Consider the following 15384-nt stretch of genomic DNA (forward strand, 5'->3'; position numbering starts at 1 on the left):
CGAAACGCGGCTGAATATTATACGGCTGGCTGTTTTTTGTTCGCATGATTAGCCATGGGTTTTTCTTATAATTAGCGTATTGTGCTGGTCTGATTTTTGATGCTGGCATATTGTTCTGGTTTCACGATCCCATCTTGCCTTTAAACGTTATAAGCGTTTAAATTGCGCCCCAGATACTGTCATACCGACTGTATTTGCGTGGTAAATCGAAAAACTATTCTTCTCCACGCCAGGACGGGAGCATATCCCGCTGAAATTGAGCAAATTTTCCGCTGTATCGTCCCGTCAGGGATAGCGAAAATCTCAATGTTTTCAACACCACATCCACAGGCAGTAAGGTTTTATGACCCATCACTTAAAATCGCGTGACATCATCGCGCTGGGCTTTATGACATTTGCGCTGTTCGTTGGCGCAGGCAACATCATTTTCCCCCCAATGGTTGGCTTACAGGCGGGTGAACACGTCTGGACCGCTGCGTTTGGTTTCCTGATTACTGCTGTGGGTCTGCCGGTACTGACCGTCGTCGCGCTGGCGAAAGTCGGTGGTGGCGTTGATAGCCTCAGCACCCCGATTGGCAAAGTGGCCGGCATTCTGCTGGCGACCGTCTGCTATCTGGCCGTTGGCCCGTTGTTTGCGACCCCGCGTACCGCGACCGTATCCTTCGAAGTGGGGATTGCCCCGCTCACTGGCGATGGCGCGATGCCGCTGTTTATCTACAGCCTGATCTACTTCGCGATTGTCATTCTGGTTTCCCTTTATCCGGGCAAGCTGCTGGATACCGTGGGTAACTTCCTGGCTCCGCTGAAAATCGTGGCGCTGATTGTGCTGGCGGTTGCGGCCATCGTCTGGCCCGCAGGCCCGATTAGCGATGCGATGGACGCCTATAAAAACGCCGCGTTCTCCAATGGCTTTGTGAACGGCTACCTGACGATGGATACGCTGGGCGCAATGGTATTTGGTATTGTTATCGTGAATGCCGCACGTTCCCGCGGCGTGACGGAAGCGCGTCTGCTGACTCGCTACACCATCTGGGCTGGCCTGATGGCCGGTGTGGGGCTGACGCTGCTGTACCTGGCGCTGTTCCGCCTGGGCTCAGATAGCGCCATACTGGTCGATCAAAATGCCAACGGCGCGGCGATCCTCCATGCCTACGTGCAGCACACCTTTGGTGGTGCGGGTAGCCTGCTGCTGGCGGTACTGATTTTCCTGGCGTGCCTTGTCACCGCCGTGGGGCTGACCTGCGCCTGCGCTGAGTTCTTTGCTCAGTATCTGCCGCTCTCTTACCGTACGCTGGTCTTTATCCTGGGCATCTTCTCCATGGCGGTGTCAAACCTCGGTCTGAGCCACCTGATTCAGGTCTCTATCCCGGTGCTGACGGCCATCTATCCGCCGTGTATCGTGCTGGTGGTGCTGAGCTTCACCCGCCCGTGGTGGAACAACTCGTCGCGAATTATTGCGCCAGCCATGTTTATCAGCCTGATTTTTGGTATCCTTGACGGGATTAAAGCATCCGCCTTTGCGCAAATACTGCCAGCCTGGACACAGCGTCTGCCGCTGTCCGAGCAGGGCCTGGCCTGGTTGATGCCTACCGTTGTTGCACTGGTTCTGGCTATTATCTGGGATCGTGCTGCAGGGCGTCAGGTCGCATCGAACGCCCATTAATCAACGGCAACAAACTGTTTAACCACGGGGCTTAAGGCCCCGTGGTTTTTTGTTTTTTTCGAGTTGAATGGCAAGATTTAAATGGAAAGCACTAACAAACTCAAACGTGGACTCAGCACCCGCCACATTCGCTTTATGGCGCTGGGATCCGCTATCGGTACCGGTCTTTTTTATGGCTCGGCAGATGCCATTAAAATGGCCGGTCCCAGCGTTCTGCTGGCCTACATCATCGGTGGCGTGGCTGCGTATATCATCATGCGCGCCCTCGGGGAGATGTCGGTTCACAATCCGTCTGCCAGTTCGTTCTCGCGCTATGCGCAGGAAAACTTAGGCCCGCTGGCGGGCTTTATCACCGGATGGACCTACTGCTTCGAAATTCTGATTGTGGCTATTGCCGACGTTACCGCCTTTGGTATCTACATGGGCGTCTGGTTCCCCGCGGTTCCGCACTGGATCTGGGTGCTGAGCGTGGTCCTGATCATCTGTGCCGTCAACCTGATGAGCGTGAAGGTGTTTGGCGAACTGGAGTTCTGGTTCTCCTTCTTCAAAGTTGCCACCATTATCATCATGATTATCGCGGGCTTCGGGATCATCATCTGGGGTATCGGCAACGGCGGTCAGCCAACGGGGATCCATAACCTCTGGAGCAACGGCGGCTTCTTCAGCAACGGTTGGCTCGGTATGGTGATGTCGCTGCAGATGGTCATGTTTGCCTACGGCGGGATCGAGATTATCGGCATTACCGCCGGGGAAGCGAAAGACCCGGAGAAATCCATTCCGCGCGCCATCAACTCAGTGCCAATGCGTATTCTGGTGTTCTATGTGGGGACGCTGTTCGTCATTATGTCCATCTACCCGTGGAACCAGGTGGGCACTAACGGCAGCCCGTTTGTGCTGACCTTCCAGCATATGGGCATCGCGTTTGCCGCCAGCATCCTGAACTTTGTGGTGCTGACCGCCTCGCTTTCGGCAATCAACAGTGACGTCTTTGGCGTGGGCCGCATGCTGCACGGAATGGCGGAGCAGGGCAGTGCGCCTAAGGTGTTTGCCAAAACCTCTCGTCGCGGCACGCCGTGGGTGACGGTAATGGTGATGACCGTAGCCCTGCTGCTGTCGGTCTACCTGAACTACATCATGCCGGAGAATGTGTTCCTGGTGATTGCGTCGCTGGCGACCTTCGCGACAGTGTGGGTGTGGATCATGATCCTGTTGTCGCAGATTGCGTTCCGTCGCCGTCTGTCACCGGAAGAGGCGAAAGCGCTGAAGTTCAAAGTGCCGGGTGGGGTGGTGACAACCGCTGTCGGTCTGGTCTTCCTGGTCTTTATCATCGCCCTGATTGGCTATCATCCGGATACCCGTATCTCCCTTTATGTGGGCTGCGCGTGGATCGTCCTGCTGCTGCTGGGCTGGATGTTTAAATGCCGCCGAGACCGTCAGCTGGCGCAGGCACAGTAATCTTCCCTCTCCCCGCAGAGGGACTGGAAGGAGGCATCCGCTCACGCTGATGCCTCCTCCCCCGTCCTCCTCCCTCAATAAACCTCGTCATGATGAGCTAACCTTAACCACCCTGTGGCAAGGTGACGTCAATTTCATCAAAGGGGATTCGTGATGTTAAACGCCTGGCACCTTCCGGTTGCCCCATTTGTTAAGCAAAACAGAGACAACCTTGTGATTACGCTCTGGCTGGCGGGGGAAAATCAGCCTGAACGCGTGACGCTACGCGCCGAAATTGATAACGAAGAGACCGCGCTGAAAATGCATAAGCAGCGCAGCCAGCCGCAGCCCGGGATCACGGCGTGGCGGGCAAACATCGATTTAACCCGTGGACAGCCGCGTCGTCGCTACAGTTTTAAACTGCTGTGGAATAACCGCCAGCTGTGGTTTACCCCGCAGGGGTTTAGCCGTTTTCCGCCGGCCCGGCTGGAGCAGTTTGCCGTCGATTACCCGGACAATGGCCCGCAATGGGTTAACGATCAGGTGTTTTACCAGATTTTCCCGGACCGCTTTGCCCGCAGCGAAAAGCGCACTGCAGACCAGGACAAGGTGTATTACCACCACGCAGCAGGTCACGACATTATCCTCAAAGCATGGGATGAACCGCTGACCGCGCAGGCAGGTGGCTCGACGTTTTACGGTGGCGATCTCGACGGGATCAGCGAAAAACTCCCGTACCTGAAAAAACTGGGCGTGACGGCGCTGTACCTTAACCCGGTGTTTAAAGCCCCGAGCGTGCATAAATACGACACCGAAGATTATCGTCATGTTGATGAGCAGTTTGGCGGCGATGCCGCGCTGCTGCGCCTGCGACAGAACACTAAAAACGAAGGGATACGCCTGATTCTGGACGGCGTATTCAACCACAGCGGGGATTCGCACGCGTGGTTTGACCGTCATAACCAGTCGATGAGCGGGGCATGCCATAACCCGGGTTCGCCGCAGCGTGACTGGTACAGCTTTAATGAAGAGGGCTACGCGCTGGACTGGCTGGGCTACCCAAGCCTGCCGAAGCTGGATTTCCAGTCGTCTTCTCTGGTCAACGAAATCTACGGCGGTGAAGACAGCGTTGTCCGCCACTGGCTTAAGGCGCCATGGAACATGGACGGCTGGCGTCTTGACGTGGTGCATATGCTGGGTGAAGCGGGCGGAGCGCGGAATAACCTTCAGCACGTTGCAGGTATCACCCGCTCAGCGAAAGCCGCGCAGCCGGAGGCCTTTGTCTTTGGCGAGCATTTTGGCGATGCACGCCAGTGGCTGCAAGCCGATGCAGAAGATTCGGCCATGAACTACCGCGGTTTTACCTTCCCGCTATGGGGATTTCTGGCGAACACCGATATCTCCTACGATCCGCAGCATATCGACGCCGAAACCTGTATGGCATGGATGGATAACTACCGCGCCAGCCTGTCGCATCAGCAGCAGTTGCGGATGTTTAACCAGCTGGACAGCCACGATACCGCACGTTTTAAATCCCTGCTTGGCAGGGATGTGGCGCGCCTGCCGCTGGCCGTTACCTGGCTCTTCACCTGGCCTGGCGTGCCGTGCATTTACTACGGTGATGAGGTGGGGCTGGAGGGGAACAACGATCCCTTCTGCCGCAAAACCTTCCCCTGGGATCCGGCGAAGCAGGACAAGGCGCTGCTCAGCCTGTACCAGCGTCTGGCTAAGCTTCGTAAACAGAACCAGGCGCTGCGTTACGGTGGCTGTCAGGTGGTGTATGCCCACGATAACGTGGTGGTGTTTGCCCGCGTCTACAACCAGCAACGCGTGCTGGTCGCCATCAACCGCGGAGAAGCCTGTGAAGTGGTGCTGGATGACTCTCCGTTGCTGCACGTGAAGGCGTGGCAACGCAAAGAGGGTAAAGGCACGATTCAGGAAGGCATTCTCTCCTTACCGGCCATTTCCGCCTCCGTCTGGTTCGGAAATTAATCGTCATCAGCAACCGGTTTATTTCCCGGTTGCTGAAAATTCCCCTAAGTTGTTCGGTTAATTTCAACAGAGGGGACAAATATCTTTACTATCCGCTCAATCAATTCTCGCTATACTCAAATTGCTTTATCAGTCAGGGCCCTTTCTCATATAGCACACCAAAACGTTGGCTTTTAACACATTGATTAAAAGGTACTTTTATGTCTATTCGTGAACTGATTGACCCGTCCAATTCCGTACTGATTTTTATCGATCACCAACCGCAAATGTCTTTTGGCGTGGCAAATATTGACCGTCAGTTATTAAAGAATAATACGGTGGCTCTGGCAAAAGCAGGCAAAATTTTTGATGTTCCGGTTATCTACACCTCTGTCGAAACAAAAAGCTTTAGCGGATACATCTGGCCAGAATTGCTGGCGGTTCACCCGGAGGTTAAACCGATTGAACGTACCTCTATGAACTCCTGGGAAGACGATGCGTTTGTTGCGGCAGTGAAAGCGACGGGCCGCAAGAAACTTATCATCTCAGCCCTGTGGACCGAAGTTTGCCTGACCTTCCCGGCGCTGATGGCTCTGGATGAAGGGTTTGAAGTTTATGTAGTGACCGATACTTCCGGCGGTACCTCCGTAGATGCCCATGAACGTGCGATTGACCGTATGGTTCAAGCGGGCGCGGTTCCTGTGACCTGGCAGCAGGTGCTGCTTGAGTATCAGCGCGACTGGTCTCGCAAAGGCACTTACGACGCGGTCATGGACCTGGTCCGTGAGCACAGCGGCGCTTATGGCATGGGCGTTGACTATGCCTACACCCTCGTTCACGGTGCGCCAGAACGCAAAGCGTAAACCTTCCAGGGCGGGGTTCTCCCGCCCATTAATGACCAGGAAACTATTATGGCGCACACATCGCATGTCACGCTGGTGATCACCCACACCTTGCTGCCGGGTCAGGCTGAGCGATACGAACAGTGGCTGGGTAGGATCATGCCCATCGCGGCGGAATTTCCGGGGCATCTTGGCGCGAACGTCATCCGCCCGACCGACGGACAACATCTGTGGACGGTGATAATCCGTTTCGACACCCTCGAACACCTCTCTGCGTGGACCCAGTCCGATACCCGTAATGCGCTGGTAAAAGAGATTGAACCGCTGCTGGCGGAAGGCGATAAAACCGAAGTACGTACCGAGGCGGCGTTCTGGTTTACCCCACCGGAGCCTCACGTGCGTAAGCCTAAACAGTGGAAACAGTTTCTCATTACGCTGCTGGTTATCTTCCCCAGTACCAACCTGGTACCGCTGGTCACCGGTGCGTTGCTTCCTGGCCTGAAAGGTACGTTGTTGCTGCATCTGATTAACGATGCCTGTGTGGTCGCGCTGGTGGTCTGGCTGTGGATGCCCATCGTGACCCGTCTGTTTGCCGGATGGCTCAAAAAAGCCTGATTCGGCTGAAAGGAGTACGTTATGTCTCAAACTGCCACACTGATCTTAACCAAAGGTAAGATCCATACCCTCGATCGCGAAAACCCGCTCACGGAAGCGGTGGCTATTGCTAACGGCAAGATCCTGGCGACGGGCAACCACGATCGCATAATGAGCTATGCGACGCAGGGAACGCAGATTGTCGATCTGAAGGGAAGTACGGTGATCCCCGGGCTTAACGATTCGCACCTGCACCTGATCCGCGGCGGGCTGAACTACAACCTCGAGCTGCGCTGGGAAGGCGTACCGTCGCTGGCGGATGCGCTAAGGATGTTGAAAGATCAGGCCGATCGTACACCTTCACCTCAGTGGGTTCGGGTGGTGGGCGGCTGGAGCGAGTTTCAGTTCGCCGAACGCCGGATGCCGACCATCGAAGAGCTTAACGAGGCGGCACCGGATACGCCGGTGTTTGTCCTGCACCTCTACGATCGTGCCCTGCTTAACCGCGCCGCGTTGAAAGCTGTCGGCTACACCAAAGAGACGCCAAACCCGCCGGGCGGGGAGATTGTGCGTGATAACCAAGGCAACCCGACCGGGCTGCTGATCGCTAAACCTAACGCGATGATCCTCTACGCCACGCTGGCAAAAGGACCGAAACTCCCCATTGCGCAGCAGGTTAACTCCACGCGCCAGTTTATGCGTGAGCTTAACCGTCTGGGGCTGACCAGCGCCATTGATGCCGGCGGCGGCTTCCAGAACTACCCGGAAGATTACGAGGTGATTGCCGAACTGCACGCCAAAGAACAGATGACGGTGCGTATTGCCTACAACCTCTTCACCCAGCGCCCTAAACAGGAGCTGGAGGATTTTGAGCGCTGGACCGATATGCTCAAACCGGGGCAGGGCACAGACTTTTATCGTGCGAACGGGGCAGGAGAGATGCTGGTCTTCTCGGCGGCGGATTTTGAAGATTTCCTCCAGCCGCGCCCGGATCTGCCGCAAGGGATGGAAGACGAGCTGGAGCGCGTGGTGCGCCACCTGGTGGAAAACCGCTGGCCGTTCCGGCTGCATGCCACCTATGACGAATCCATTAGCCGGATGCTGGATGTCTTTGAGAAGGTGAACCGTGAGATTCCGTTTAACGGGCTGCACTGGTTCTTTGACCATGCGGAGACCATTACCGAGCGTAATATCGAGCGCGTCAAAGCGTTGGGGGGCGGTATTGCGGTGCAGCACCGTATGGCGTTCCAGGGCGAATATTTCGTCGACCGCTACGGCAAAGAGGCGGTAAAACACACGCCGCCGGTGGCGAAAATGCTGGAGCTGGACGTGCCGGTTGGGTTAGGTACCGACGCAACCCGTGTGGCGAGCTATAACCCGTGGACGGCGCTCTACTGGCTGGTCTCCGGGCGAACCGTCGGCGGCCTGGCGATGTATGACGACAATAACCGCCTGCCGCGTGAGGTAGCGCTGGAGCTGTGGACCGCAGGCAGCGCGTGGTTTTCCAGCGAGCAGGGTAAAAAAGGCCGTCTGGTTGAAGGGCAGCTTGCGGATCTGGTGGTGCTGTCGAAAGATTACTTCAGCGTGACGGAAGAGGAGATCAAGGGCATTGAATCGGTGCTGACCGTTGTGGATGGCAAGGTCGTGTATGCCGCCGGTCATTTCAGTCCGCTGTCACCGCCGCCGATCCCGGTTGTGCCGTCGTGGTCACCGGTCGTGAAAGTCCCGGGGCATTACCGCTCTGCGCCGCCTGCAGCCAGTAAAGTGGGGGCGGTGGTACAGATGCACCAGTGCATTGGTAGCTGCGGGGTGCATGGCCATGCGCACGGCATTGCGCGGCAATCGGATATCCCGGTATCTGATGACCAGGCATTCTGGGGCGTGCTGGGGTGCTCGTGCTTCGCGTTTTAACGTGTGAAAGTGAGATCGTACAAAACAAAAAGGCCCGCTAATGCGGGCCTTTTCCGTAAACCGTGCCGATTACAGGCTGGATACGTTCTCAGACAGGTATTTAGCAACGCCGTCCGGAGACGCGTTCATACCTTCTTTACCTTTTTCCCACTGAGCCGGGCACACTTCACCGTGCTCTTCGTGGAACTGCAGCGCGTCAACCATGCGCAGCATTTCGTCGATGTTACGACCCAGTGGCAGATCGTTAACAACCTGGTGACGAACGATGCCGTTTGCGTCGATCAGGAAAGAACCGCGCAGTGCAACGCCAGCGTCCGGATGTTCGATACCGTAAGCCTGCTGGATTTCGCGTTTGATGTCCGCAACCATTGCGTATTTCACCGCACCGATGCCGCCTTTGTCGACAGGGGTGTTACGCCATGCGTTGTGTACAAATTCAGAGTCGAAGGAGACGCCTACAACTTCTACGCCACGCTTCTGGAATTCTTCGTAACGTTTGTCGAATGCGATCAGCTCAGACGGGCAAACGAAAGTGAAGTCCATTGGCCAGAAGAACAGAACGGTCGCTTTACCGTTGGTGTGCTGTTTGAAGTTGAAGTTTTCAACGATTTCACCGTTGCCCAGAACTGCTGCAGCTGTAAAATCCGGAGCCGGACGAGTTACCAGAACCATGTGATTCTCCTGTAGATACTAAGGTTATTTGGAACGCAACGCCGCCCAGTATAGAGAGTGTTCATTGATAAGACAAAGAGGCGCTAACAATCGTTCAGCAAGCTTTCACCTATCAATGGCATTTCTGTTATAGCTGTTTGTTTTTCGCCTGGGTCATCATACGCGGGTAGAACTGCCAGAACCGCGTCTCCAGCGCCTCGTAGTGGGTGTCCAGGTCATGCCAGGAGTCGCGCAGCGCGTCGAGTCGCGGTCGGCGACTCGCCATCCCGTTTAACACATTCTGTATAAAGTCCATCTCGCGATAGCGCTCAAGCCAGCGTTCTGACCAGAGATAGTTATTCAGATTCACAAAGCGCGGCGGCGAATCCGGCAAAATAATGGACACCTGCTGGTGGGCATAGTGCACGAACGCGTTTAGGGGCATCTCAGGAGAGAGTGTTTCCCAGTGCCGCGAGAGGAAATGGTCCCACATTACATCGAGCGTGATCGGTGCGACGCGCCGCGTTTCAGGGCGGAACCACGCTTTGGCTTCCTGGACTTCCGGCAGGTTATCGGTCAGTACGTCGATACGGCGATGCATAAAAATCCCGTCGACAACCTCTGCGGAGTACGCGTCGGCGGGATTACCGCGCACGAAATCGGCCAGCAGATTGCCGGAAAGAGAGCTGTCAGCGAGATGAGCAAGATGCAGGTGAGCGAGAAAATTCATGCGTTTTATTTGTCCAGGGGCGGCTAGTTGTTGCAGCAAAAGGGTGTGAGCACTAGACTATGCCGCCTGTTTTTAAGTCACGAGTATACGTCATGCGCGTCGCCGATTTCTCCTTTGAACTACCTGAATCCCTGATTGCTCACTACCCAATGCCTGAGCGCAGTAGCTGTCGTTTGCTGTCACTGGATGGGCCGACGGGCGAGCTGACGCACGGTACTTTCACCGATTTGCTCGACAAGCTCAACCCTGGCGATCTGCTGGTCTTTAACAATACCCGCGTGATCCCGGCGCGTCTGTTTGGCCGTAAAGCCAGCGGCGGCAAGATTGAAGTACTGGTCGAACGTATGCTTGATGATAAACGTATTCTGGCACATATTCGCGCCTCTAAAGCGCCGAAGCCGGGTGCTGAGCTGCTGCTTGGCGATGATGAGAGCATCCGTGCAACCATGACCGCGCGTCACGATGCGCTGTTTGAGGTGGCGTTCAATGACGAGCGCACGGTGCTCGACATCCTGAATGCGATCGGCCATATGCCGCTGCCCCCTTACATCGAGCGCCCGGACGAAGAGGCTGACCGCGAGCTGTACCAGACCGTCTATAGCCAGAAACCTGGCGCGGTCGCCGCGCCGACGGCGGGCCTGCATTTTGATGAACCGCTGCTGGAAAAATTGCGCGCGAAAGGTATCGAGATGGCCTTCGTGACCCTGCATGTCGGTGCGGGTACGTTCCAGCCGGTGCGCGTGGACAGCATCGAAGACCACATCATGCACTCCGAATATGCCGAAGTGCCGCAAGAGGTGGTAGATGCTGTTCTGGCCGCCAAAGCACGCGGTAACCGCGTTGTGGCAGTGGGTACTACGTCGGTACGCTCCCTTGAGAGCGCCGCGCAGGCCGCCAAAAATGACCTGATTGAGCCTTTCTTTGGCGATACGCAGATCTTTATCTACCCGGGCTATCAGTACAACGTGATTGATGCCCTGGTAACCAACTTCCATCTGCCTGAATCAACGCTGATTATGCTGGTGTCCGCTTTTGCGGGTTATCAGCACACCATGGCGGCGTACAAGTCTGCGGTAGAACAAAAATATCGCTTTTTTAGCTACGGGGACGCGATGTTTATCACGTACAATCCGCAGGCTTTGAATGAGCGTGTCGGGGAATAAGTCCGCGGCACCGTTTTACAACGTTGGACTGTTTTTCTGACGTCGGAGAAAAAATGAAATTTGAACTCGATACCACCGATGGTCGCGCACGTCGCGGCCGCCTGGTGTTTGATCGCGGCGTGGTGGAAACCCCCGCGTTTATGCCTGTGGGCACCTACGGCACCGTAAAAGGGATGACGCCGGAAGAAGTGGAAGCCACTGGCGCACAGATTATCCTCGGCAATACCTTCCACCTGTGGCTGCGTCCTGGTCAGGAGATCATGAAGCTGCACGGCGATTTGCATGACTTCATGCAGTGGAAAGGCCCGATCCTGACCGACTCCGGTGGTTTCCAGGTCTTCAGCCTGGGCGACATCCGTAAGATCACCGAGCAGGGTGTACACTTCCGTAACCCGATCAACGGCGATCCGATTTTCCTCGATCCTGAAAAGTCTATGGAGATTCAGTACGATCTCGGCTCTGATATCGTGATGATCTTCGATGAATGTACGCCATACCCGGCCGACTGGGATTACGCGAAACGCTCCATGGAGATGTCGTTGCGCTGGGCGAAGCGTAGCCGTGACCGCTTTGACTCCCTGCAGAACAAAAATGCGCTGTTCGGTATTATCCAGGGCAGTGTTTACGAAGATTTACGCGATATCTCTGTTAAAGGTCTGGTAGAGATAGGTTTTGATGGCTACGCTGTCGGCGGTTTGGCTGTGGGTGAACCGAAGGAAGACATGCATCGCATTCTGGAGCATGTCTGCCCGCAAATCCCGGCAGATAAACCCCGTTACCTGATGGGTGTGGGTAAACCTGAGGACCTGGTTGAAGGTGTGCGCCGCGGCATTGATATGTTCGACTGCGTTATGCCAACCCGCAACGCGCGTAACGGTCATCTGTTTGTGACCGATGGCGTGGTGAAAATCCGTAACGCGAAGCATAAGAGTGACACCAGCCCGCTCGATTCCGAGTGCGATTGCTACACCTGTCGCAATTATTCTCGCGCGTACCTGCATCATCTTGATCGTTGCAATGAGATTTTGGGCGCGCGTCTCAATACCATTCATAATCTTCGTTATTATCAGCGCTTAATGGCTGGTTTACGCAAGGCTATTGAAGAGGGTAAATTAGAGAGCTTCGTGACCGATTTTTACCAACGTCAGGGTCGAACCGTTCCACCTTTGAACGTTGATTAATTTTAATAATGAGGGAATTTGAATGAGCTTTTTTATTTCTGATGCGGTAGCGGCAACAGGTGCTCCGGCGCAGGGCAGCCCGATGTCTCTGATTCTGATGCTGGTTGTGTTCGGTCTGATCTTCTACTTCATGATCCTGCGCCCACAGCAGAAGCGTACCAAAGAGCACAAAAAGCTGATGGACTCCATTGCCAAAGGTGATGAAGTGCTGACCAACGGTGGTCTGGTCGGTCGCGTAACCAAAGTGGCTGAAAGTGGCTACATTGCTATTGCCCTGAACGACACCACTGAAGTGGTTATCAAACGTGACTTCGTAGCTGCCGTTCTGCCGAAAGGCACCATGAAGGCGCTGTAATCCCAACTTTTCCCAAAGGGAACTGCCGTGTTAAACCGTTATCCTTTGTGGAAGTACATCATGCTGGTCGCCGTGATTCTCGTCGGCCTGCTGTACGCGCTTCCCAACCTGTATGGTGAGGATCCGGCTGTTCAAATCACTGGCGCGCGCGGTGTCGCCGCCAGTGAGCAAACGCTGATCCAGGTCCAGAAATCGTTACAAGAAGAAAAAATTACCGCTAAGTCTGTGGCTCTGGAAGAGGGCGCAATTCTTGCTCGCTTCGACACCACCGACACGCAGCTCCGCGCTCGCGAAGTGCTGATGGGCGTGCTGGGTGATAAATACGTCGTGGCGCTTAACCTTGCTCCTGCAACCCCGCGTTGGCTGGCTGCGTTGAATGCAGAGCCAATGAAACTCGGTCTTGACCTGCGTGGCGGTGTTCACTTCCTGATGGAAGTGGATATGGATACCGCGCTCGGCAAACTGCAGGAACAAAACATCGACAGCCTGCGCAGCGATCTGCGCGAAAAAGGCATCGCTTACACTACCGTTCGTAAAGAAGATAACTACGGTATGAGCATCACGTTCCGCGACAGCGCGGCGCGCGATCAGGCTGTAGATTACCTGACTCAACGTCACCGTGACCTCGTGATCACCTCTCAGGGCAGCAACCAGCTGCGCGCGGTGATGACCGATGCTCGCCTGAAAGAAGCCCGTGAATACGCCGTTCAGCAGAACATCAATATTCTGCGTAACCGTGTAAACCAGCTGGGTGTTGCTGAGCCACTGGTACAGCGTCAGGGTGCTGACCGTATCGTGGTGGAACTCCCGGGTATTCAGGACACGGCACGTGCGAAAGAGATTCTGGGGGCAACTGCCACGCTGGAATTCCGTCTGGTTAACTCCAACGTCGATCAGTCCGCTGCCGCCGCTGGCCGTATTCCGGGCGATTCGGAAGTGAAACAGACCCGCGAAGGTCAGCCAGTTGTGCTGTACAAACGCGTGATCCTGACCGGTGACCACATCACCGACTCCACATCCAGCCAGGACGAATACAACCAGCCGCAGGTTAACATCTCGCTGGATAGCGCGGGTGGTAACATCATGTCTAACTTCACCAAGGACAACATCGGTAAACCGATGGCGACCCTGTTTGTGGAGTACAAAGACAGCGGTAAGAAAGATGCAAACGGCCGCGCGGTGCTGGTGAAAGAGGAAGAGGTGATTAACATCGCCAACATCCAGTCTCGTCTGGGTAACAGCTTCCGTATCACCGGTATCAACAACCCGAACGAAGCGCGTCAGCTTTCGCTGCTGCTGCGTGCCGGTGCGCTGATTGCACCGATTCAGATTGTTGAAGAACGTACCATTGGTCCAACGCTGGGGATGCAAAACATCAAGCAGGGTCTGGAAGCGTGTCTGGCCGGTCTGGTGGTCTCCATCCTCTTCATGATCTTCTTCTATAAGAAGTTTGGTCTGATTGCGACAAGCGCACTGGTTGCGAACCTGGTGCTGATTATCGGCATCATGTCTCTGCTGCCGGGGGCGACGCTGACCATGCCGGGGATTGCTGGTATCGTCTTAACCCTTGCGGTGGCGGTCGACGCCAACGTACTGATAAACGAACGTATCAAAGAAGAGTTAAGCAACGGTCGCTCTGTTCAGCAGGCGATTGACGAAGGCTACAAAGGGGCATTCAGCTCCATCTTCGATGCGAACGTAACAACACTGATTAAGGTTCTTATCCTGTATGCAGTGGGGACTGGCGCTATCAAAGGCTTTGCGATCACCACCGGTATCGGTGTTGCAACGTCAATGTTTACCGCTATTGTCGGCACCCGTGCCATCGTGAACCTGCTGTATGGCGGCAAGCGCGTCAAAAAGCTGTCTATCTGAGGAGTGCGTTGTGGCACAGGAATATACTGTTGAACAATTGAACCACGGCCGTAAAGTCTGGGACTTTATGCGCTGGGACTACTGGGCTTTCGGCATTTCAGGTTTACTGCTGATCCTCTCCCTTATCGTGATGGGCGTGAAAGGCTTTAACTGGGGTCTTGATTTCACCGGTGGTACGGTAATTGAGATCTCCCTGGAAAAACCGGTCGATATGGACCAGATGCGCCAGTCTCTGCAGAAAGCGGGCTTTGAAGAGCCGTTGCTGCAGAACTTCGGCAGCAGCCGTGACATCATGGTGCGTATGCCGCCGGTGCACGATGCGAACGGCAGCCAGGAGCTGGGCAGCAAGGTTGTTAACGTGGTTAACGAAACAACCAACCAGCATGCGACGGTTAAGCGTATCGAGTTCGTCGGGCCAAGCGTAGGTGCTGACCTGGCGCAAACCGGTGCGATGGCGCTGCTGGTGGCTCTGATCTCCATTCTGGTGTACGTCGGTTTCCGCTTTGAGTGGCGACTGGCGGCGGGTGTGGTTATCGCCCTGGCGCACGACGTGGTGATCACCATGGGCATACTGTCTCTGTTCCACATTGAGATTGACCTGACAATCGTGGCATCCCTGATGTCCGTTATCGGTTACTCACTGAACGACAGTATCGTGGTATCTGACCGTATTCGTGAAAACTTCCGTAAGATCCGTCGCGGTACGCCGTACGAAATCTTTAACGTGTCGTTGACCCAGACGCTGCACCGTACGTTGATCACATCCGGAACCACCTTGATGGTGATCCTGATGCTGTTCCTCTTCGGTGGCCCGGTACTGGAAGGCTTCTCGCTGACCATGCTGATCGGTGTCTCTATCGGTACGGCTTCGTCTATCTACGTCGCCTCCGCACTGGCACTGAAACTTGGCATGAAGCGCGAGCACCTGCTCCAGCAGAAAGTCGAGAAAGAAGGGGCGGATCAGCCGTCTATTCTGCCGTAAGACGACGTGTCGTTCGTTCCCGAAATCCCGGT

13 protein-coding genes are annotated in these 15384 nt (G+C 55.3%); 11 read left to right on the forward strand and 2 right to left on the reverse strand.

Annotated elements, in window-relative coordinates:
- Nucleotides 1-343 precede the first annotated feature (343 nt).
- The 6 genes from brnQ to HV242_RS04565 all read left to right on the forward strand — a co-directional run bounded on the left by brnQ (nt 344) and on the right by HV242_RS04565 (nt 8415).
- Nucleotides 344-1663, forward strand: a complete 1320-nt coding sequence (brnQ, locus tag HV242_RS04540) for a branched-chain amino acid transporter carrier protein BrnQ (RefSeq protein ID WP_014168834.1) — start codon at nt 344-346, stop codon at nt 1661-1663.
- 81 nt (nt 1664-1744) lie between these two features.
- On the forward strand, nt 1745-3118 hold the full coding sequence (gene proY / locus HV242_RS04545) for a proline-specific permease ProY (protein WP_014168835.1): 1374 nt from the start codon (nt 1745-1747) through the stop codon (nt 3116-3118).
- 153 nt (nt 3119-3271) lie between these two features.
- Nucleotides 3272-5089 (forward strand): maltodextrin glucosidase, encoded by a 1818-nt coding sequence (gene malZ / locus HV242_RS04550; RefSeq protein WP_050737463.1) that lies wholly within the window; start codon nt 3272-3274, stop codon nt 5087-5089.
- A 200-nt stretch (nt 5090-5289) separates the two neighbouring features.
- On the forward strand, nt 5290-5931 hold the full coding sequence (locus tag HV242_RS04555) for a hydrolase (protein WP_020885231.1): 642 nt from the start codon (nt 5290-5292) through the stop codon (nt 5929-5931).
- Between the two features lie 48 nt (nt 5932-5979).
- Nucleotides 5980-6525, forward strand: coding sequence for an antibiotic biosynthesis monooxygenase (locus HV242_RS04560; protein ID WP_047355636.1), 546 nt, complete (start codon nt 5980-5982; stop codon nt 6523-6525).
- 21 nt (nt 6526-6546) lie between these two features.
- Nucleotides 6547-8415 carry an amidohydrolase gene (locus HV242_RS04565; RefSeq protein WP_047355637.1) on the forward strand — a complete coding sequence of 623 codons (1869 nt, stop codon included), beginning with the start codon at nt 6547-6549 and terminating at the stop codon, nt 8413-8415.
- A 69-nt stretch (nt 8416-8484) separates the two neighbouring features.
- Here HV242_RS04565 and HV242_RS04570 read toward each other — a convergent pair whose 3' ends face one another.
- Together HV242_RS04570 and acpH are read right to left on the reverse strand one after the other, a co-directional pair.
- Entirely contained in the window at nt 8485-9087 is a 603-nt protein-coding gene (locus tag HV242_RS04570; RefSeq protein ID WP_014168840.1) for a peroxiredoxin, read from the reverse strand.
- Between the two features lie 127 nt (nt 9088-9214).
- Nucleotides 9215-9796: an ACP phosphodiesterase gene (gene acpH / locus HV242_RS04575; protein WP_047355638.1), complete on the reverse strand. Its 582-nt coding sequence runs from the start codon at nt 9794-9796 to the stop codon at nt 9215-9217.
- 92 nt (nt 9797-9888) lie between these two features.
- Between acpH and queA the strand changes: the two genes are divergently transcribed.
- The 5 genes from queA to secF are packed head-to-tail and all read left to right on the forward strand — an operon-like array spanning nt 9889 to nt 15352.
- A complete protein-coding gene (gene queA, locus HV242_RS04580; protein WP_032677507.1) occupies nt 9889-10959 on the forward strand; it encodes a tRNA preQ1(34) S-adenosylmethionine ribosyltransferase-isomerase QueA in 1071 nt (356 codons plus the stop codon).
- A 53-nt stretch (nt 10960-11012) separates the two neighbouring features.
- The gene (gene tgt / locus HV242_RS04585; protein ID WP_020885227.1) at nt 11013-12140 is read left to right on the forward strand and encodes a tRNA guanosine(34) transglycosylase Tgt; all 1128 of its coding nucleotides are present in this window, start codon (nt 11013-11015) and stop codon (nt 12138-12140) included.
- Between the two features lie 22 nt (nt 12141-12162).
- Nucleotides 12163-12495 carry a preprotein translocase subunit YajC gene (gene yajC, locus HV242_RS04590; protein ID WP_000007630.1) on the forward strand — a complete coding sequence of 111 codons (333 nt, stop codon included), beginning with the start codon at nt 12163-12165 and terminating at the stop codon, nt 12493-12495.
- A 27-nt stretch (nt 12496-12522) separates the two neighbouring features.
- Complete coding sequence (gene secD, locus HV242_RS04595) at nt 12523-14370, forward strand: protein translocase subunit SecD (RefSeq protein ID WP_014168844.1); 1848 nt, start codon at nt 12523-12525, stop codon at nt 14368-14370.
- 10 nt (nt 14371-14380) lie between these two features.
- The gene (secF, locus tag HV242_RS04600; RefSeq protein WP_020885225.1) at nt 14381-15352 is read left to right on the forward strand and encodes a protein translocase subunit SecF; all 972 of its coding nucleotides are present in this window, start codon (nt 14381-14383) and stop codon (nt 15350-15352) included.
- The last annotated feature ends 32 nt before the right edge of the window (nt 15353-15384 follow it).

It is taken from the genome of Enterobacter sp. RHBSTW-00593, assembly GCF_013784105.1.
Taxonomy (GTDB): Bacteria; Pseudomonadota; Gammaproteobacteria; order Enterobacterales; family Enterobacteriaceae; genus Enterobacter; species Enterobacter ludwigii.